Origin of the sequence: Aurantiacibacter flavus, from assembly GCF_039710615.1 — a bacterium.
GTDB lineage: Bacteria > Pseudomonadota > Alphaproteobacteria > Sphingomonadales > Sphingomonadaceae > Alteraurantiacibacter > Alteraurantiacibacter flavus.
Map to the genome: position 1 here is coordinate 716156 of NZ_JBDLBR010000001.1, position 18104 is coordinate 734259.

General features: G+C 63.9%; 19 protein-coding genes. 11 read left to right on the forward strand and 8 right to left on the reverse strand.

All coding sequences use genetic code 11. The features are described from left to right. Window positions 1-17: 17 nt before the first annotated feature. The 8 genes from ccmC to ABDJ38_RS03460 all read left to right on the forward strand — a co-directional run bounded on the left by ccmC (window position 18) and on the right by ABDJ38_RS03460 (window position 6941). The gene (gene ccmC, locus ABDJ38_RS03425; protein WP_346783660.1) at window positions 18-767 is read left to right on the forward strand and encodes a heme ABC transporter permease CcmC; all 750 of its coding nucleotides are present in this window, start codon (window positions 18-20) and stop codon (window positions 765-767) included. Further along, window positions 767-907, forward strand: a complete 141-nt coding sequence (locus ABDJ38_RS03430; RefSeq protein ID WP_346783661.1) for a hypothetical protein — start codon at window positions 767-769, stop codon at window positions 905-907. The genes ccmC and ABDJ38_RS03430 overlap by 1 nt, the downstream gene beginning before the upstream one ends. After that, window positions 904-1377: a cytochrome c maturation protein CcmE gene (ccmE, locus tag ABDJ38_RS03435; protein WP_346783662.1), complete on the forward strand. Its 474-nt coding sequence runs from the start codon at window positions 904-906 to the stop codon at window positions 1375-1377. Before ABDJ38_RS03430 ends, ccmE begins: the two co-directional genes overlap by 4 nt. Beyond that, window positions 1374-3326 (forward strand): heme lyase CcmF/NrfE family subunit, encoded by a 1953-nt coding sequence (locus ABDJ38_RS03440; protein ID WP_346783663.1) that lies wholly within the window; start codon window positions 1374-1376, stop codon window positions 3324-3326. Before ccmE ends, ABDJ38_RS03440 begins: the two co-directional genes overlap by 4 nt. Continuing rightward, complete coding sequence (locus tag ABDJ38_RS03445; protein ID WP_346783664.1) at window positions 3323-3859, forward strand: DsbE family thiol:disulfide interchange protein; 537 nt, start codon at window positions 3323-3325, stop codon at window positions 3857-3859. The genes ABDJ38_RS03440 and ABDJ38_RS03445 overlap by 4 nt, the downstream gene beginning before the upstream one ends. After that, window positions 3856-4272 (forward strand): cytochrome c-type biogenesis protein, encoded by a 417-nt coding sequence (locus tag ABDJ38_RS03450; protein ID WP_346783665.1) that lies wholly within the window; start codon window positions 3856-3858, stop codon window positions 4270-4272. The genes ABDJ38_RS03445 and ABDJ38_RS03450 overlap by 4 nt, the downstream gene beginning before the upstream one ends. Beyond that, window positions 4269-4955 carry a tetratricopeptide repeat protein gene (locus tag ABDJ38_RS03455; protein ID WP_346783666.1) on the forward strand — a complete coding sequence of 229 codons (687 nt, stop codon included), beginning with the start codon at window positions 4269-4271 and terminating at the stop codon, window positions 4953-4955. Before ABDJ38_RS03450 ends, ABDJ38_RS03455 begins: the two co-directional genes overlap by 4 nt. A 93-nt stretch (window positions 4956-5048) precedes the next feature. Continuing rightward, entirely contained in the window at window positions 5049-6941 is a 1893-nt protein-coding gene (locus ABDJ38_RS03460; RefSeq protein WP_346783667.1) for a potassium transporter Kup, read from the forward strand. A 128-nt stretch (window positions 6942-7069) separates the two neighbouring features. Here the strand turns inward: ABDJ38_RS03460 and ABDJ38_RS03465 are convergent, their stop codons facing one another. The 5 genes from ABDJ38_RS03465 to ABDJ38_RS03485 all read right to left on the reverse strand — a co-directional run bounded on the left by ABDJ38_RS03465 (window position 7070) and on the right by ABDJ38_RS03485 (window position 12512). After that, on the reverse strand, window positions 7070-7717 hold the full coding sequence (locus ABDJ38_RS03465; protein ID WP_346783668.1) for an inner membrane-spanning protein YciB: 648 nt from the start codon (window positions 7715-7717) through the stop codon (window positions 7070-7072). Between the two features lie 133 nt (window positions 7718-7850). Then, on the reverse strand, window positions 7851-8780 hold the full coding sequence (gene ftsY, locus ABDJ38_RS03470; RefSeq protein ID WP_346783669.1) for a signal recognition particle-docking protein FtsY: 930 nt from the start codon (window positions 8778-8780) through the stop codon (window positions 7851-7853). Further along, window positions 8777-9955, reverse strand: coding sequence for a tRNA (N(6)-L-threonylcarbamoyladenosine(37)-C(2))-methylthiotransferase MtaB (gene mtaB / locus ABDJ38_RS03475; RefSeq protein ID WP_346783670.1), 1179 nt, complete (start codon window positions 9953-9955; stop codon window positions 8777-8779). The genes ftsY and mtaB overlap by 4 nt, the downstream gene beginning before the upstream one ends. Then, a complete protein-coding gene (dapF, locus tag ABDJ38_RS03480; protein ID WP_346783671.1) occupies window positions 9952-10761 on the reverse strand; it encodes a diaminopimelate epimerase in 810 nt (269 codons plus the stop codon). The genes mtaB and dapF overlap by 4 nt, the downstream gene beginning before the upstream one ends. Before the next feature lie 59 nt (window positions 10762-10820). Beyond that, window positions 10821-12512, reverse strand: a complete 1692-nt coding sequence (locus tag ABDJ38_RS03485) for a putative bifunctional diguanylate cyclase/phosphodiesterase (protein ID WP_346783672.1) — start codon at window positions 12510-12512, stop codon at window positions 10821-10823. 127 nt (window positions 12513-12639) lie between these two features. Between ABDJ38_RS03485 and ABDJ38_RS03490 the strand changes: the two genes are divergently transcribed. Continuing rightward, on the forward strand, window positions 12640-13053 hold the full coding sequence (locus tag ABDJ38_RS03490; RefSeq protein WP_346783673.1) for an EVE domain-containing protein: 414 nt from the start codon (window positions 12640-12642) through the stop codon (window positions 13051-13053). On the opposite strand, the gene ABDJ38_RS03495 is transcribed toward ABDJ38_RS03490, so the two are convergent. Next, window positions 13050-14723: a thiamine pyrophosphate-dependent enzyme gene (locus ABDJ38_RS03495; protein ID WP_346783674.1), complete on the reverse strand. Its 1674-nt coding sequence runs from the start codon at window positions 14721-14723 to the stop codon at window positions 13050-13052. The genes ABDJ38_RS03490 and ABDJ38_RS03495 overlap by 4 nt on opposite strands. 125 nt (window positions 14724-14848) lie before the next feature. Here ABDJ38_RS03495 and ABDJ38_RS03500 point away from each other — a divergent pair, with 125 nt between their 5' ends. Continuing rightward, window positions 14849-15052: a hypothetical protein gene (locus tag ABDJ38_RS03500; protein WP_346783675.1), complete on the forward strand. Its 204-nt coding sequence runs from the start codon at window positions 14849-14851 to the stop codon at window positions 15050-15052. A gap of 10 nt (window positions 15053-15062) precedes the next feature. Here ABDJ38_RS03500 and ABDJ38_RS03505 read toward each other — a convergent pair whose 3' ends face one another. After that, window positions 15063-16376 carry an MFS transporter gene (locus ABDJ38_RS03505; RefSeq protein WP_346783676.1) on the reverse strand — a complete coding sequence of 438 codons (1314 nt, stop codon included), beginning with the start codon at window positions 16374-16376 and terminating at the stop codon, window positions 15063-15065. Window positions 16377-16496: 120 nt separating this feature from the next. Between ABDJ38_RS03505 and pgsA the strand changes: the two genes are divergently transcribed. Then, on the forward strand, window positions 16497-17090 hold the full coding sequence (gene pgsA / locus ABDJ38_RS03510; protein WP_346783677.1) for a CDP-diacylglycerol--glycerol-3-phosphate 3-phosphatidyltransferase: 594 nt from the start codon (window positions 16497-16499) through the stop codon (window positions 17088-17090). Between the two features lie 16 nt (window positions 17091-17106). On the opposite strand, the gene ABDJ38_RS03515 is transcribed toward pgsA, so the two are convergent. Continuing rightward, window positions 17107-18087 carry a hypothetical protein gene (locus tag ABDJ38_RS03515; RefSeq protein ID WP_346783678.1) on the reverse strand — a complete coding sequence of 327 codons (981 nt, stop codon included), beginning with the start codon at window positions 18085-18087 and terminating at the stop codon, window positions 17107-17109. Window positions 18088-18104 lie beyond the last annotated feature (17 nt).

Sequence of the window (18104 nt, forward strand, 5' to 3'; positions counted from 1 at the left end):
TTGACTTTGTCCGAGAGATGCACGGCTACGCCAACCCCGCCCGGTTTCTGAAAATCGCACGCTGGTTCACCATGCCCTTGCTGGTGGGCGGTCTGGTTGTGACTGCGGCGGCGCTGGCGTGGGGGTGGACTTCGGCTCCGCCCGACCGGCTGATGGGCGATTCGGTCAAAATTCTGTTCGTCCATCTTCCGGCCGCCTGGCTCGGCATGGGCGGGTGGACGGCGATTGCGATTGCCAGTCTGGTGGAGCTCGTGTGGCGTCACCCGCTGGCCGCGATCTCGGCGCGGGCGGTGGCGGTGCCGGGTGCGGTGTTTGCCTTCCTGTGCCTTGCGAGCGGCTCGATCTGGGGCCGCCCGACCTGGGGCACATGGTGGGTGTGGGACGGACGGCTGACCTCGATGCTGGTGCTATTGTTCCTCTATCTTGGCTACATCGCGCTCACCAATGCGCTGGCCCGTGAAGGCTCGTCGAGCCGGATCGCAGCGATTTTCGGGCTGGTCGGCGCGATCAACGTGCCGATCATCAACCGCTCGGTTGTCTGGTGGAACTCGCTGCACCAGCCGCCTTCGATCACAATGGGCAATTCGGCCATCGACCCGGTCTACCTCTATCCGCTACTCGCCTGCGTGCTTGGCTTCTCGTTGCTGTTCGGCGGCGTGGTGTTCGCCCGGATGCGCGCGATCCTGGCCGATGCGCAGGCCGAAGCGCGGCTACGGCGCAAGGCGCAGAAGGCTGAGCTGGCCCAAGCCACGGCAGGAGACGCCTGATGCGTGAAACGCTCGACATGATGGACTTCGTCTACGCGGCATATGCGATCTGCCTTATTGGCACGCTGGCGCTGGCAGGTTGGAGTTTCGCCACCATGCGTGCGGCTGAAAAGCGCCGCGAGGAGAGCCGCAGGAAATGACCGACAGTGCGACCAAGGGCCTCAAGCCGAAGCATCAGCGGCTGGTGTTGCTGTCGCTCGCGCTGGTGGCGCTGATCGGCGCGGGGCTGCTTGCGGCATGGGCGCTGCGCAATCAGGCGAGCTATTTCTATCTGCCGAGCGAAATCGTCGCCGAGGCTCCCGCTCCCGATCAGGGCGTGCGGCTAGGCGGAATGGTCGAAATGGGCTCGATCGAGGAGCAGCCCGACGGGACCACCATCCGCTTCATCGTGGAAGACGGCACGGCCAAGGTGCCGGTCAGCTTCACCGGCATCGTTCCGGCGCTGTTCGTCGAAGGATCTGGCGTGGTCGCCGAGGGCAGGATGGGCGCTGACGGCGTGTTTGTGGCAGAGGATCTGCTCGCCAAGCATGATGAGAACTATGTGCCCAAGGAACTTGAAGGGATGAGCCAGGCGCAGGTCCGCCAACAGGTGGAAGCGACGCTCGAATGATCCCCGAGATAGGCCTTGCCGCGCTGTGGCTTGCTGCGGCGCTTGCTGCTTTGCAATTGCTGGGTGGCCTGCTCGGTACGGCCGAGAAGGGGCATGCGCTTGCTGCGCTGGTCCGTCCGGCGGCGGTGTTGCAGGCCGCCTTGTGCGGGTTTTCCTTCCTGTGCCTCCTTTACAGCTTTGTCGTCACCGATCTGTCGGTGCTTTTGGTGGCGAACAATTCGCATTCGATGAAGCCGATGGTGTTCAAGATCGCCGGCGCCTGGAGCAACCACGAGGGCTCGATGCTCATGTGGGTGACGATCATGGCGATGGCGGGCGGGGCGATCGCGCTGATCGAGCGGCGCCTGCCTGAGCGGACCATGCTGGCAACGCTCGGCGCGCAGGCCTTCGTCGGGCTAGGGTTCTATGCCTTTCTGCTGATCTCCTCGAACCCTTTCGAGCGGCTCAACCCCGCGCTACCCGAGGGCAATGGTCTCAACCCCTTGTTGCAGGACGTGGCCGCCGCCTACCATCCGACCACACTCTACGTCGGCTATGTCGGACTGTCGGTGGCCTTCAGCTTCGCCGTGGGCGCACTGTTGACCCGCAATGTGACCCCCGACTTCGCCCGCGTGATGCGCCCCTGGGTGCTGGGGGCGTGGATTTTCCTCACTATCGGTATCACCGCTGGCTCTTACTGGGCCTATTACGAGCTGGGCTGGGGCGGCTGGTGGTTCTGGGACCCGGTGGAGAACGCCTCGCTGATGCCATGGCTGGCGGCGACGGCCTTGCTGCATTCGGCCTCGGTGCTCGCCGCACGCGACGCCTTGCGGACATGGACGATCATGCTCGGCGTGGTGGCCTTCTCGATGAGCATGGTCGGCACCTTCCTTGTGCGCTCGGGCATTCTCACCAGCGTCCATGCCTTCGCGGTCGATCCGGAGCGCGGCAGCTTCATCCTTGCGCTGTTGGCGATCAACATTGGCGGCGCTTTGGCCGTCTTCGCCACCCGGGCCAGCACCGTCTCGGAAGGTGAGCGCTTCTCGCCGATGAGTCGCGAGGGTGCTTTGGTGGTCAACAACGTGATGCTCTCGGCGATCCTCGGCATCGTGCTGCTGGGTACGCTCTACCCGCTCTTGACCGAGGCGTTCGATGTGAAGGTCTCGGTAGGGCCGCCCTATTTCGATCCGGTGGGCGCTATTTTCTTTTACCCGATGCTGGCGGTGCTGGTGATTGGCCCGCTGCTGCGGTGGCGGAAGGATTCGTTCGCCCGTGTGAAATGGCCGGTTCTGATTGCCGCCGCGCTGGGTCTGGCGGTTTTGATTGCCGTTGCACTGCTGAGCGACATTTCGCTGCTTGCGCTGCTTGGTCTGGCGCTCTCGGTCGCGGTGGCGGTATCGAGCTTCGTGCCGTTGCGCGGTCGTTCGCTGCGGCGGCTGCCGATCGCGGTCTGGGGCATGTGCATCGGACATTTCGGGCTCGCCGTGGCGCTGTTCGGCATGTCTGCCGACAGCGCGTTCCAGACCGAGCGATTGGTCGCTGCCAACATCGGCGACGTGGTCGAGGTCGGCCCGTGGCAGGCGCGGCTTGATGCGGTAAAGCCTGCCGCTGGCCCGAACTGGGTCGCCATGGAAGCCGAGATGAAGGTCGCTTACCAAGGCGGCAAGTGGCGCGATGCGCGTCCGCAGTCTCGTCATTTCTGGACCCCGCCGCAGGAGACCAGCGAAGTGGCGCTGATCACGCGCTGGAACGGCCAGCTCTATGTCGCAGTTGGCAATCAGGCGCAGGACGGGCGCTGGCAGCTGCGCCTGTGGTGGAAGCCGTTTGTGACCTGGATCTGGTATGGCGGGCTGCTGATCGCACTGGGCGGCGCGCTGGCGCTGGTCGGGCGTGTGGCAGGCGATTTGCGCCGCCGTTCCGCAGCAGGCAAGATCGCCGAACGCCGTGAAGAGCAGGAGGCAAGCGCATGAGAAAAGTCCGCATCGGCCTGTGGGTGCTGGTCGGCATTGCCGCGTTCCTGTTCGGTCTGTTCGCCTATCAGCTGAGCCAGCCCAAGGACGAGTTCATAAAGAGCGCAATGATAGGGCAGGATATCCCCGCCTTCGATCTGCCCGCTGCCACTGCCAGCCGCCCGGCGCTTTCGAGCGCCGATCTCGCGGACGGCAAGCCCAAGCTGCTCAACATCTTCGCCAGCTGGTGTGTGCCCTGCGCGGCCGAGGCGCCGCAGCTCGCAGAGCTGGAACGTGCTGGTGCGACCATCGTCGGCGTGGCGATCCGCGACCGTGAGGAGGATGTCGATCGCTTCCTCGCCACCTATGGCAATCCCTTCGCCCGCATCGGGCGCGACGACATTTCCGAAGTGCAGCTCTCGCTCGGTTCCTCGGGCGTTCCGGAGACCTTCGTCATCGATGGACAGGGGCGCATTACCTATCAGCATATTGGCGATATCCGTCCCGAGCAGGTCAGCATGATCCTCGAAGAATTGCGCAAGGCCGGAGCATGAGGCGGCTGGTTGCTCTTCTCGCGCTGATCCTCGCGCTTCCGCTGGCCGTGCCGGTGCTGGGGCAGGATAGCCTGCCGCCGGCGCCCTATGCCTATCAGCAGCTCGACGATCCGGCGCTGGAGGCCAAGGCGCAGGACCTGATGATCACGCTGCGCTGCCTCAAGTGCCAGAGCCAGTCGATTGCCGACAGCGATGCACCGATGGCGGGCGACATGCGCCATCAGGTTCGCACCCGTATCGCTGCGGGTGAAGACCCGGAGGAGGTCCGCGCCTGGCTCGTGTCGCGCTATGGCGACTATGTCAGCTATAAACCTCATCTCAGCAGCTCGACATGGCCGCTGTTTGCGATTCCGCTGCTCGTGGTGCTGGTGGCGGGCTTTGCCATCACGCGGCGGATAAAGGCGCGCAAATGAGCTGGCTGATCGTCATTGCGCTGGCCGCGCTCGCCTTTGCGGCGACCGTGTTTTTGTTCAAGCTGGAAAAGGCTCTGTGGTCGAGCTTGCTCGCGGCGCTTGCGGTCGGGTTGGCGGGTTATTCCCTGCAAGCGAGCCCCGGCTTGCCGAGCGCGCCCAAGGCACAGGGCGTGAACCGTGCAGCGCCGCTGTTTGACGTGGTCGAGGTACGCCGCGAGCTGCTGGCCAGCAATGAGCGTTCGCGCGCCGACTTCATCGTTACCGCCGATGCGCTCGTGCGTGAGGGGCGTTATCAACCAGCAGCGCAACTGCTGGCCTCGGTCACGCGCGACAACCCGGAGGATTTCGAAGCCTGGATCGCCGAGGGCAGTGCGCTGGTCGAACACGCCGACGGCATTCTTACCGTGCCCGCGCTCTATGCTTATCGACAGGCGGCAGAGCTGAAGCCGAAGCACCTCGCGCCGAACTACTTTCTCGGTGTGGCGCTTATCCGGCAGGGGCGCATGCTTGAGGCGCGGCAGGTGTGGGGCGACTCGCTGGCGGCAGCCGGAGAGGATGCGCCAGGTCGCGCAATCGTTGCCCAGCAGCTCGAACGGCTCGACGCGATGCTTGCCGCCGTTTCGCAGATGGAGGAGGGCGCACCCCCTCCGACGGCAGTAGCGCCCGATCCGTCTGGGCCATAGACACATGGTCTGCCCGCGATTGCGCCGGGTTTGCCACGCTGCTAAGCGGCGCGCTTCGCAATTGCACACAAGCGACATGAGTCGAAATCCTCGATGAGCGTAGCCGGGCCCGACCGCACCAGTGCCAAGCTGAAACTCGCCGTCGGTGCAGTGGGCATCGTGTTCGGCGATATTGGTACGTCGCCGCTCTACGCGTTCCGCGAAACTTTCCGCGGCGCGCACCATCTGCCCATCGACGACATGCACATCTTCGGTGTGCTGAGCCTGATCTTCTGGTCGATGACGATCGTGGTGTCGCTGCAATATGTCACCATCCTGATGCGGGCTGACAACAAGGGCGAGGGCGGCTCGCTCGCGCTGGTGGCACTGCTGTCGCGCCACGTCGGCAAGTCGAAGCACAGCTGGCTGGTGGTGATCCTCGGCGTGGCGGCGACCGCGCTGTTTTACGGCGACTCGATGATTACGCCTGCCATCTCGGTGCTTTCGGCGGTCGAAGGTCTGACCGTGGTCGATAGCCGGCTTGATTCGCTTGTCATTCCCATTGCGCTGGTGCTGCTGATCGCGCTGTTCGTGCTGCAGAAGCGCGGCACGGCCAAGGTGGGCGCAATGTTCGCGCCGGTTATGGGGATCTATTTCCTTGTGCTGGCGGGGCTGGGCATCTGGTACATCGTCCAGAGCCCGCAGATCCTGTGGGCGCTCAACCCCTGGTACGCCTACCAGTTCTTCCTCACTGACAAGTGGTTCGCCTTCCTTGCGCTCGGCTCGGTAGTGCTGGCGGTCACGGGGGCCGAGGCGCTCTATTCCGATATGGGGCACTTCGGTCGCGGGCCGATGCGGCTGTCGTGGTTCGGTTTCGTGATGCCCTGCCTCCTGATGAACTACTTCGGGCAGGGCGCGATGATCATCGGGCTTGGCGATGCGGCGGCGGAAGAGGCGATCCTCAACCCGTTCTTCTACCTTGCGCCCGAGGCCTATCGCCTGCCGCTGGTGATCCTGGCCACCTGCGCCACCTTCATTGCCAGCCAGGCGGTGATTTCTGGCGCATTCTCGATCACCCATCAGGCGATCCAGCTCGGCTTCGTGCCGCGTCTGTCGATCCGCCACACCAGCGACGAGCATCACGGCCAGATCTATATCCCGGTCATCAACTGGGCACTGATGTGCGCGGTGATCCTGCTGGTGTTGTTCTTCCAGAAGTCGTCCAACCTCGCGAGCGCCTATGGCATCGCCGTGACCGGCGCGATGACGATCGACACGTTCCTGATGGCGGTTCTGTTCGTCAGCGTGTGGAAATGGAAGTGGTGGATGGCAGCGCCGGTGGTGGTGCTGTTCCTGATCGTCGACGGGGCCTATTTCGCCGCCAACCTCACCAAGTTTGCCGATGGCGGCTGGTTCCCGCTGATGATCGGCGGCATTGCTTTTACCTTGCTCACCACCTGGTCGAAGGGGCGCAAGCTGATGCGTGAGCGGATGAGCGAGTTCTCGCTCCCGCTCGATATCTTCGCCAAGTCCGCCCGGTCGAGCACGGCGCGGGTTGAGGGCACGGCCATCTTTCTTGATTCGGCCACAGCGGGGACGCCCTCGGCGCTGCTGCACAACATCAAGCACAACAAGGTGCTGCATGATCGGGTGGTGGTGTTGACCGTGCGAATTGCCGATACGCCCTATGTCGATCCCGATGCGCGGGTCGATGTAATGGAGCTGGGCGACGGGTTCTATCGCGTCACGCTGCACTATGGCTTCATGGAAGAAACCAATATTCCGCAGGTGCTCGACAACCATCGGATTTGCGGCGGTCCGTTCGACATGATGAAGACGAGTTTCTTCCTCTCGCGGCAGACGCTGCTTTCTGCCGACAAGCCGGGAATGATGATCTGGCGCGAGAAGCTGTTCGCCTGGATGATGCGCAACTCGACCACCGCGATGGAGTTCTTCGGCTTGCCGACGAACCGCGTGGTGGAACTGGGCAGTCAGGTCGAGATTTAAGATCAAGTCCCGTTCGTGGTGAGGAGGGATGAGGTCGAAGGCCGAACCCCGTCTCGAACCACACGCGCATCCCTGTCCTACTCAGCCTGCGGCTTCGTGCCCTCCTCAGGACGAACGTAGTCGTACGATCAGTCGTGCGGCGGGTTCTGCACGACTTCCTCTTCATCCCCCAGAGATAGCCCGTGTTTCAGCAGCATTGGTATCTGGGTGAAGGTGAACAAGAACGACAGTGGCATGAACAGCCACAGCTTCGCCGCCAGCCAGGCTTCGAAGCTGATCGTGTAGATCAGCACCGTGTTCAGCGCAGCGAGGAACAGGAAGAAAATCCCCCAGTTGCGGCTGAGCTTGAGCCAGCCTTCGTCGCTCAGTCCCTCGAAAGCGGTTTCGAGCAGCACCTTGAGCAGCGCCTTACCCTTGAGCCAGCCGCCCAGCAGCATCACGCCGAAGCCGAGGTAGATCACGGTCGGCTTCCACTCGATGAAGCGCTCGTCCTGGAAGTAGATCGTCAATGCGCCGAAGCCGACGATCAGCACTGTGGACAGCCACAGCATCGGGCTGATCTTGCCCAGCCGCAGCTTGCTCACCGCCAGCGCCACCAGCGAGGCAACGATGAAGGCGCCGGTGCCCTTGACCACCGCCAGGATTTCGCCCGCCGCATCCTCACCTTCGGGTGAGAACCACTTGTAGGCGAGGAAGAACACCAGCAGCGGGCCGTAGTCGACCGCGACGTTAAGCCAGCCGCTGGCGGGTTTTGTCTTGGTGGCTTCGGTGGTCATGTTATCCCAACAATCTGTGGTCCGCTCATCCTGAGCTTGTCGAAGGATTGCCCTTACTTCCGCCTGAAGCGCTGAAAGAAAAGCAGCCCTTCGACAGGCTCAAGGCGAACGGATGTGTGTTCTTTAATCAGCCTCAAGCCACCCCGGCAATCACGCGGGCGACAAGATCGGGGTCGAACGGGCGCAGGTCGTCGAGTTTCTCGCCCACCCCGATTGCGTGGATCGGCAGGCCATATTGCTCCGCCGCCGCCACCAGCACGCCGCCACGCGCGGTGCCGTCGAGCTTGGTCATGATCAGGCCGGTGACGCCTGCCACCTCCTTGAAGATCTCGATCTGCGACAGCGCATTCTGCCCGTTGGTGGCATCGAGCACCAGTACCACGTCGTGCGGCGCCTCGGGGTTGAGGCGGCCGAGCACGCGGCGGATCTTGGCCAGTTCGTCCATCAGCTCGCGCTTGTTCTGGAGCCGTCCGGCGGTGTCGACCACCAGCGCGTCGATCCCGGTGTCGGTCGCCTGTTTCACCGCGTCGAACACGATCGAGGCCGGGTCGCCGCCTTCGGGGCCGGTGATGATCGGCGCGCCGATGCGCTCGGCCCAGACTTTCAGTTGGCCGATGGCGGCGGCGCGAAAAGTGTCGCCCGCGGCCAGCAGCACGCCATAATCGTCCTCCTGGAACCAGTGTGCGAGCTTGGCGATGGTGGTAGTCTTGCCCGATCCGTTGACCCCGATCACGAGGATCACCTGCGGGCGCGGGAAGGCGGTCACCTCCAGCGGCTTGGCGACGGGGCGCAGGATCGCGGCGATTTCCTCGGCCACGGCTTCCTTCAGCTCCTGCTCGGTGATGGTGAGGCCGAAGCGTTTTTCGGCCAGCTTGGCGCGGATGCGCGCGGCGGCGGAAGGGCCGAGGTCCGACAGGATCAGCGCATCCTCGACATCGTCGAGCGTGGCACCGTCGAGCGTGGCCGAGCCGACCACCCCGGTGAGATTGTCGGCAAGGCGTTCGGAGGTCTTGCGGAAGCCGCCGAACAGCTTCTGCGACCAGGACGGAGCGCTATCGGTCAAACCAGCAGGCCTTCTGTCACTTGGGTGGGAGTTACGGCGACGATTGTGCCGGGCACGGTGCCCGGGGATAGCTGCACCCGTGCGAAGTTGCCAGCATAGCCGGTGCCGTCGCTTTCGGTAAGCACGGATAGCTCTTGGCCCACAAGGCTCTCCAGCCACTGTTGGCGGGCGCTCGCGACAGCCTCGCGCAGCTCGGCCGCACGCTGGCGGATCACGGGCTTGTCGATCTGCGGCATCCGCGCGGCAGGCGTGCCAGGGCGGGGTGAATAGGGAAAGATGTGGCCGTGCACGACCGGCAGCTCGGCGATGATCGATAGGTTGTCGGCGTGGTGCGCCTCGGTTTCGGTGGGAAAGCCGACGATGATGTCGGCCCCGACGGCGATCTCGGGCCGCGCAGCCTTGAGGCGGGCCACCAGATCAAGCGCCTGCGCCCGGCTGTGGCGGCGCTTCATGCGCTTGAGAATGAGGTCCGCGCCGTGCTGCAACGAGAGGTGGACATGCGGCATCACGCGGCGCTCGCTGGCGATGAGGTCGAACAGTTCGGCGTCGATCTCGATCCCGTCGAGGGAGGACAGGCGCAGCCTTTGAAGCTGCGGGAAAGCGTCGAGCAGCGCGCGCACCAGCGTGCCGAGCGCGGGCGAGCCGGGGAGGTCATGCCCCCAGCTGGTGAGGTCGACCCCGGTAAGCACGACCTCGGGTGCGCCTTGATCGAAGTGCTCCTCCACCTCTTGCAGCACCTCGGCCACGCTCAGCGAGCGACTCGCGCCGCGCCCCTGCGGGATGACGCAGAAAGTGCAAGCGTGATCGCAGCCGTTCTGCACCCCGATGAAGGCGCGGGTGTGCAGCGGGGGTGGGGTACGCTCGGGCTCGGGCACGTTCCACACGCGCGCGTCGAGCTTGTCGGCATTGGCGATCAGGCCATCGACCTCGGGCATGGCGGCGAGCTGCTGGCGCTCGATATCGGCGGCGCAGCCGGTGACGAGCAGGCGGGCATCGGGATTGGCGCGGCGCGCGCGGCGGATCGCCTGCCGGGTCTGGCGCACGGCCTCGGAGGTGACGGCGCAGGAATTGACCACCACCAGATTGCCTTCGCCCGCCACCAGCGCGCGGATGCGCTCGCTTTCGGCGATATTCAGGCGGCAACCCAGGGAGATGACTTCAGGCGTTGGGTTCAAGCGAAGTCGTCCCAGGCGAAGCTGCCGCGAAAGCTGACCGTGGCGGGGCCGGTCATGGTGATGCGGTTGTCCGCGCCCCAGCCGATCCGCAGCGGACCGCCGGGCAGGATCACCGTCACCTCGCGCTCGGTCAGCCCGCGCCGCATGGCCGCGACGGCCGTGGCACACGCGCCCGTGCCGCAGGCGCGGGTGAGGCCGACGCCGCGCTCCCACACGCGCAGGCGGATCGTCTCGCGGTCGGTCACGGTGGCGACGTTGACGTTCACCCGCTCGGGGAACACCGCATCGTGTTCGATCTGCGGGCCAAGCTCTTCGAGCGGCACTACGTCACAGTCGGGCACGAAGAAAATCGCATGCGGGTTGCCGACGTTGACCGCAACGGGCTGCTCCAGCGCGTCCCAGCCGAGCGGCATGGCGAGCGTATCCATCGCATAGGCGAGCGGGATCTGCTCCCAACCGAAGCGCGGCTCGCCCATGTCGACGCTGATGTCGGCGCTATCGGGGCGGGTGGCGATCGTGCCGCCGAGCGTTTCCAGCGTCGCTGGTTCGCCGAGCAACAGGCCGACCGCGCGGCTGGCATTGCCGCAGGCCTCGACCTCGCCGCCATCGGCATTGTGGATCACCATGCGGCAGGTGGCATTGGCGCTGGGCTTCAGGAGGATGAACTGGTCGCAGCCGATCCCGAAATGGCGATCGGCCAGCTGCCGCACGCGCTCGGTTGCGAAGTCGGGCAGGTTGTCTGCACGGTCGTCGATGACGACGAAGTCGTTGCCCAGCCCATGCATCTTGGTGAACTCTACGCGCATGCCCCGGCAAGTAGGGCGCGCGCCGCCCGGTGGCAATGGCTGTGCCGCCGCCAAAGTGCTCAGCCGACGAGGCGGCCCTTGATAGTCGGAGGGATCGGTGCCGTTTCGTCGGCGGCCCGTGGCGCGACTGCTTGGCCCGTGGTTTCGGTGCCTGCCACGCTTTTCGAAAGGCCCGTCCTCGCCAGACGCTCTTTCGTCGTCGAAGCGTCTTCAGGGCGACCATAGAGATAGCCCTGACCCTTGAACTGGCCCAGGGACTTGAGCGCTTCGAGCGCCTCGGCGGTTTCGATCCCTTCGGCTGTGATCGGCAGGTTCAATCCTTGGCCCAACGAGACTATGGCTTCCACCAGTTCAGCGCCCTTCTCGTCATTGGTCAGCTCGGCGACGAAGCTGCGGTCGATCTTCAGTCGGTCGAACGGCAGGTTGCGCAGCTGCGCGAGGCTTGCATACCCGGTCCCGAAGTCGTCGAGGCTGATCTTGATGCCCTGGTTCTTAAGGCTGGTCGTAATCGTGCGAACGGACGCAAGGTTCTCGTGCAACGAGGTTTCGGTGATTTCGATTTCGAACCTTGAGGGTGGAAAGCCGGTCTCCACCAACAGGTGCAGCAACTGCTGCGCAAACAACGGATTGCGCATCTGAACCGGCGAGATGTTGACCGACAGCGTCAGGCGTGGATCCCAATCCTTGGCGTCGTTCAATGCCTTGCGGATCAGCGACTCGGAAAGCTCGGAGATCAGTTCGTTTTCTTCCGCCACGGGGATGAAGACATCGGGATTGACGAGGCCATATTCCGGCGAGTTCCAGCGCGCCAGCATTTCGAACCCGACCAGTTCGCCGGTCCGAAGATCGATCTGCTGTTCATAGTAGGGGACGAACTCATCGAGCGCGATACCACGGCGGATCGCCCCTTCCAGTTCATTGCGGAAACGCAGCTCGGTCTCCATCGCGGGTTCGAACCAGAAGTATCCGTTCCGCCCGCGCTTCTTCGCCTGATACATTGCAATATCGGCACGGTGAATAAGAACCTCGGCGGTCATTTCCGCGTCTTCGAGATCCTCTTCATCGGTCGTGGCAATGCCGAGAGATGTGCTGATTTCCACCTCGAAACCCTCGTGCGCGATCGGCATGCGAATGTGTTCGATCAGCCGATCGGCGATATTCTCGATGCGAGCACGAGCATGGTGGGCATAGGAGATGGCACAGGCGAATTCGTCGCCGCCCATCCGGATGGCGATGCTGCCGGCAGGCAGGATCGAAGTGAGCAGCTCGGCCACGGCCTGAAGGACCCGGTCGCCAAGTTTATGGCCGTTGAGGTCGTTGATCTGCTTGAAGTTGTCGAGGTCAAGCACCATCACGGCAACCTCGTTTTCGCTCTCGGTAGCGCGCGTCAGCATCCGATCGATGGCGGGCAGACCTGCACGCCGGTTCAGGCATCCCGTCAGCGGATCGCGTTCGGCCAGCGCCTGAGCACGTTGTTCGGCAACCCGCCGTTCGTGCACTTCCTGATGCAGGTCGGTGTATCGCCGCCAGCCGAAGATCAGCAGCGCGATATTGAGCAGGACCGCGTTCGACAGCAGAATGTCGGACGAATAGGAATGCGTCATCCACGAGTTTACGATTTGCGGCATCACCGTGCCGCCGGTGCCCACAAACAGGATGATGGCTGCCGTCGCAATTCCCAGCGCCACGAGATCGTGGTCGGCCTTTCCGCTGCGGCTTTCAGCCCACTCTATGTCGTCGTGCTGGTGCATAGGCAGTTTTAGTCGACAAGCCCCTCAGTTCTTCTGCTGTTTGTCGCGCAACACATTCAATATCCGGTTAATTGCGCTTGTGGCGTCATCCGGCTAGGCCCACCGGCAGATAATGGAGGGCTTTTCGTTGCACCGCTGGCTGATCAAATCGGAACCGTTCAAATACTCGTGGGATGACCTGTTGCGCGATGGCGAAACGGTTTGGGACGGGGTCCGCAACCACCGCGCCGCCAACAATCTGCGCACGATGGAGAAGGGCGATCTCGCGTTTTTCTACCATTCTAACAAGGGATTGGAGATCGTTGGCATCGCCGAGGTGAGCGAGGCCGGGCTGATCGATCCGACCGATGCCGAAGGCAAGTGGCCGACAGTAAAGTTCAAACCGGTCGAGCCGGTGCCGAGCCCGGTGACACTGAAGGCGATCAAGGCCAATCCGGCGCTTGAAGGAATCGAACTTGTCCGCCTTGGCCGCCTCTCAGTGGCCGAGCTGACCGTTAAGGAATGGGACGAGATTCTGCGTATGTCGAAGGACGCCGCCTAGGCCCCACGCAACCCGCTGATCGTCGCGCCGCCCGCGCTGAGCTGCTCGATGTCGGTCAGGCAGTGGATCAGGCGCAGGCCATCGTGCCGCATGGCCTCCTTAACCGCGGCGTCGAACTCGGCATTGGTGCTGACCGTTGCGGCCCAGGCGCCGTAGCTGCGGCCCATCATGGCAAAGTCCGGATTGGCGAGGCGAGTCGCGGAGACGCGGCCCGGATACTCGCGCTCCTGATGCATGCGGATCGTGCCATAGGCAGAGTTGTCGAACACGATCACCAGCAGGCTCGCGCCATGTTGCGCGGCGGTCGCCAGTTCCTGCGCGTTCATCAGGAAATCGCCGTCGCCGCAAACGGCCAGAACGCAACGCTCGGGAAAGCGCAGGGCGGCGGCAACGGCGGCGGGAATGCCATATCCCATCGCGCCCGCCGTGGGGGCCAGCTGCGAGGGGAAGCCCGCATAGGGCCAGTAGCGGTGCCACCAGCCGGAGAAATTGCCCGCGCCGTTGCAGATAATCGAATCGGCTGGAAGCACTTCGCGCGCCGTCGCCAGCGCGCGGGCGAGGTCGAGAGGGAACAGCGCTTCTTCTCGCGGCGTGTTCCATTCGCGCCATTCGGCGTGGGCCAGCGCTCCGGCATCGAAGGTGATGATGCTGCCATCGTCCCAAAGCATGGCATTTTCGGAGAATTCCGCCGGGTCGGCGCAGATCGCCAAGTCGGTGCGATAGACGCGGCCCAGTTCCTCCGGGTCGGGGTGAACGTGGACCAGCACCTGCCCCGGATGCTCGGGCGTGATGAGGGTATAGCCGTCGGTGGTCGCCTCGCCGAGCCTTGCGCCGACCACCAGCACCAGATCGGCATCCTTGATCCGGCTGACCAGCTGGGGATTGGGGCCATAGCCGAGGATTCCGGCATAGATGCTCGAAGAGGGGGGCAGCGCGTCCTGACGGCGAAAGGCCGTGGCGACAGGCAGGCCGATCCGCTCGGCGAACTGGGTGAAGTACGTGCGCGCCTTTTCGTGCCAGCCCGCTCCGCCGACAATTGCCACGGGGGCGGCGGCATCGCCGATCATCGCCATCAGGGCGGATAGCGCATCGGGGCAGGGCGGCTGGGCCGGGCGCACTACGGCGGGGCGCGGGGTGGCGGCAACTTCGGCCTCGTGCAGCATGTCCTCGGGCAGGGCCAGCATCACCGGGCCGGGGCGTCCAGCAATGGCGGTCGACCAGGCGCGGGCGACATATTCGGGGATGCGGGCAGGATCGTCGATCCGCGCGGCCCACTTGCATATGGGGCCGAAGAAGGCGGCGAAGTCCATCTCCTGAAAGCCCTCGCGATCACGCATGGTGCGGTCGACATCACCGATAAACAGGATCATCGGCTGCGAATCCTGCATCGCCACATGGACGCCGATGCTGGCGTTGGTGGCGCCTGGGCCGCGGGTGACGAAGGCTACGCCCGGCTGCATCCGCATCGCTCCATCGGCGCAGGCCATGAAGGCTGCGCCCCCCTCTTGTCGGCAGGTTACCACGTCGATGGCATCGTCATCGGCCAGAGCGTCGAGCACCGGCAGGAAGCTTTCGCCCGGGACGGTAAAGACGCGGTCGCAGCCCTGTTCGGCAAGGCAGGCGACAAGCAGCTTGGCTGCGGTGAGCGGGCTTTTGGCAGGAAGTTTCATCTGCAACGGGCTAGCGCGGCAGCTCCAGCTGGGCAAGCGAGGCCATCGCGGCCAACCTGTCCCCTCTCTGGACATAGGCCATGGCGCGCTCGCCAATAGTTACTGAAACGTTAACCTGCCTCGCCATGAGAAGAGCACTCGTCCTGACTTCCGAATCGGCTCGCCACCCGTTCCGGGCTTCGCTGCCTCCCCATGTCTTCGCGCGGATGGGGGAGGTCGAGCGGCGCGTGCCGTGGCATGTTCGCCTCGGCCTCAGCCGGGCGGATATCGAGAGCGCGGCCGCGACCTATTGCACCGGCTTCGTCGCGGCCTTCACCTTCTTCGCCTGAACCGGCAAGATCAGAGGCGGCGCGCGGCCTTTTCGGCCTGCCACAGCCGCCAGCCAAGCCAGGCTGAGATCACGCACATCCCTGCGCTGAGCAGCAGTTGCTCGGCCAGCGGAACGCCGACGAAGCTCAGCCCCAGCGCCAGGATAGAGCCGATCACCATGGCTCCGGCGTTGACGATGTTGTTCGCGGCTACTGTCCGGCTCGCTTCGCTGGTCTCGACCCGGGTGGTGAGGAAGGCATAGAGCGGCACAACGAACATGCCGCCGAACACCGCGATGAGCAGCAGCGCGCCGAGCACGATCCAGGCCATCGGGTGCGAGATGAACTGGCCGACATCCAACAGGTCCGTGCTGCCGATGCTGGCGTGCCAGGCGCGGCAGACGAAGTAGAACACCGCCACCATCACCCCCATTACAATCACCGAGGCAGGCGAGAACCGCGCCGAGACATCGCCCTTGAGCAGTGCGTTGATCGCCACCGAGCCAATCGCAATCCCGATCGAGAACACCACGAGGAACAGGCTCGCCACTTCCTTGCTCGCCATCAGCACGTTTTTGGCGAGCGGCGGGAACTGGATGAACAGCACCGCGCCGATGGTCCAGAAGAAGCTGATCGCGAGAATGGCGTAGAACACCTCGCGGTTGTGCATGGTGCGGGCAACGATGCGGACCGAGGCGGTGAAGGGGTTGTAGTCGATCGGCTCGACCGCGCCGATGGCAGGGGCAGGCGGGATCTTGCGGCTGGAAACGAAGCCCAGCGCAGCAATCACGATCACCAGTATCGCTGCCACCTCGACCTCGATGAACCCGGCAAGGATCGTGCCCGCCATGATCGCGAGATAGGTGCCTGCCTCGACCAGCCCCGTTCCCGCCAGCACTTCCTTGGGTTGCAGGTGTTGTGGCAGGATCGAATACTTGATCGGCCCGATAAAGGTCGAGTGGATGCCCATGGCGAACAGCGCCAGGAGCATCAGCGGCAGGGCGAGCGCTTCTGTCAGCACTCCCATCCAGGCGAGCGTCAGCCCTGCGGCGCCCACGAACATGATCCCGATCTCTGCAGCTTTGACGATGCGGATGATCTTCGCCTTGTCGCGCATGTCGGCCAGTTGCCCGGCCAGCGCCGAGAGCAGGAAGAACGGCAGGATGAACAGGCCCGAAGCGACACCCGAAAACACCGTCTCCGCCGCGGCCGAATTGTAGACCGAGTAGACCACGAACAGCACCATGGCGTTCTTGTAGAGGTTGTCGTTGAAGGCGTTGAACAGCTGGGTCACGAACAGCGGGCCGAAGCGCTGCTGTCGGAGAAGATAGGTCGAGGTGAGCATTTATGCCTTCGCGCTGCCTGCGGACTTTCACGCCCGCGGGCGCTGTCATCTGCCTTAGGGATTTACATCTGATTGCGCCAAGGCCTTTTTCCCGTCGCCATATCGCACTAGGGGCAAGACATGCTGACGCTGCCCAACATTCTCACCATGAGCCGGATCGCGATGATCCCTCTGCTTGCCGCTCTCTTGTGGTGGCCCGGCTGGCACGCGGGTTATCTCGCCGCCTTCGCGCTTTACTGCGTGATGGGGATCACCGACTATTTCGACGGGATGCTGGCGCGCCAGAGCGGGAGGGTATCGAAGCTCGGCATCTTCCTCGATCCGATTGCAGACAAGATCATGGTTGTTTCCGTGATCCTCGTGCTGGCGGCGATGGGGGTGCTGAACGGGCCCTATGCGGGCGATGTGCATGTGATTGCGGGAATGACTATCGTGATCCGTGAGATCGCGGTGTCGGGCCTGCGCGAGTTCCTGGGCGGCCTGCAGGTGAGTGTCCCGGTGTCGAAACTCGCCAAGTGGAAGACGACCTTTCAGCTGATTTCGCTTGGCTCACTCATCCTCGGCGAGGGGCTGCCCGGCTGGACCATGGAGGCCGATGGCATCGTCCACAACGTGCCGCACATTGTGGGGCTCATCAGCCTGTGGGGCGCGGCGGTGCTGACGGTGATTACCGGCTGGGACTATCTGCGCGTTGGCCTCAAGCACATGGATTGAGCCGCTCGGCGCGGGGTCACTTCCACCATTCGCAATAGAGCACGTTGCTCCATCTGCGTGCGCCCTTGCCGAGACCGATGGCGCTCACCCTTGCCTGCCCGAGCAGCGCCGCAACATCGCCGGTAAGGTTCTGTCCGCAGAGCGGCGGGGTTTCGACACCATATTGTGCTTCGGGCCCGATCCGGTCGCGCATGGCTTCGCGGAACGCGCGATGCAGGTCGTAGGTGCCGATGTCGCTGGCGCTTGGGGTCGGGCGGAAGTCGGTGGTCACATGCAGGTTCACGAAGTCGGCGGCATGCGGACCGAAGCGCATCAGTTCGAGATAGGGCTCGGCATAGTTTCCGCAGTCGAGGCAAGCACTGGCAATCTGGAGATCGAGCGGGAAGGCCGCATCGGGGTTCTGTGCCTCCAGCGCTGTGATTATATCACCCATCGCCAATTGGTCGGGCGCTGGCATGCTGGAGCGAGCGCTTATGAGACCCTCCACATCCACGTCGCAAGGCAGTTGGGCACTGTTGCCGTTGGGCGTGCCATCGGGGCCGGTCTCCTCCACATATTTGCTGAGGTCGGCGCTAAAATAGCTGACTGCGTCATTGGTGTACTCGACGCTGACCCAGCAGCCGTCGAGATTGTAGCTGTAAGCGCTGTTGCGGACCCATTCCGCGGCGGGGAGCTTCCGGTCGATCAGGTCCTTGGGCCGGCCGATCGTGTTCCACTGGGCGAAGTCCCGCAGGGTCCAGCACGGCGGGCCGCTGCAATTGGCCATGACAACTTCGTGTACCTCGCTGACATCGAAAGCGACCGTGTCGACGGTGGTCTGGGCGGTGGCAATCTGCTGGGTAGTTTCGGCGGATTCTTTGCGGTCGATCTTGAATGCGGCGACCGAGATGACAAAACCGAACACGCCGAGAATAGCCAGCAGGCCCGTGGCAAAGGGATGCGCCCCGAATAATTCGATTGTGCCCCGAATCGGCCCCGGCTTTTGCTGTTCGCTCATCGTGCTGCCCCCACTGG

Bases quoted from the DNA above. Each gene is read 5' to 3' on its own strand.
- ccmC (WP_346783660.1), top strand. From the start codon at position 18: ATGCACGGCTACGCCAACCCCGCCCGGTTTCTGAAAATCGCACGCTGG.
- ABDJ38_RS03430 (WP_346783661.1), top strand. From the start codon at position 767: ATGCGTGAAACGCTCGACATGATGGACTTCGTCTACGCGGCATATGCG.
- ccmE (WP_346783662.1), top strand. From the start codon at position 904: ATGACCGACAGTGCGACCAAGGGCCTCAAGCCGAAGCATCAGCGGCTG.
- ABDJ38_RS03440 (WP_346783663.1), top strand. From the start codon at position 1,374: ATGATCCCCGAGATAGGCCTTGCCGCGCTGTGGCTTGCTGCGGCGCTT.
- ABDJ38_RS03445 (WP_346783664.1), top strand. From the start codon at position 3,323: ATGAGAAAAGTCCGCATCGGCCTGTGGGTGCTGGTCGGCATTGCCGCG.
- ABDJ38_RS03450 (WP_346783665.1), top strand. From the start codon at position 3,856: ATGAGGCGGCTGGTTGCTCTTCTCGCGCTGATCCTCGCGCTTCCGCTG.
- ABDJ38_RS03455 (WP_346783666.1), top strand. From the start codon at position 4,269: ATGAGCTGGCTGATCGTCATTGCGCTGGCCGCGCTCGCCTTTGCGGCG.
- ABDJ38_RS03460 (WP_346783667.1), top strand. From the start codon at position 5,049: ATGAGCGTAGCCGGGCCCGACCGCACCAGTGCCAAGCTGAAACTCGCC.
- ABDJ38_RS03465 (WP_346783668.1), bottom strand. From the start codon at position 7,717: ATGACCACCGAAGCCACCAAGACAAAACCCGCCAGCGGCTGGCTTAAC.
- dapF (WP_346783671.1), bottom strand. From the start codon at position 10,761: ATGCGCGTAGAGTTCACCAAGATGCATGGGCTGGGCAACGACTTCGTC.
- ABDJ38_RS03485 (WP_346783672.1), bottom strand. From the start codon at position 12,512: ATGCACCAGCACGACGACATAGAGTGGGCTGAAAGCCGCAGCGGAAAG.
- ABDJ38_RS03495 (WP_346783674.1), bottom strand. From the start codon at position 14,723: ATGAAACTTCCTGCCAAAAGCCCGCTCACCGCAGCCAAGCTGCTTGTC.
- ABDJ38_RS03500 (WP_346783675.1), top strand. From the start codon at position 14,849: ATGAGAAGAGCACTCGTCCTGACTTCCGAATCGGCTCGCCACCCGTTC.
- ABDJ38_RS03505 (WP_346783676.1), bottom strand. From the start codon at position 16,376: ATGCTCACCTCGACCTATCTTCTCCGACAGCAGCGCTTCGGCCCGCTG.
- pgsA (WP_346783677.1), top strand. From the start codon at position 16,497: ATGCTGACGCTGCCCAACATTCTCACCATGAGCCGGATCGCGATGATC.
- ABDJ38_RS03515 (WP_346783678.1), bottom strand. From the start codon at position 18,087: ATGAGCGAACAGCAAAAGCCGGGGCCGATTCGGGGCACAATCGAATTA.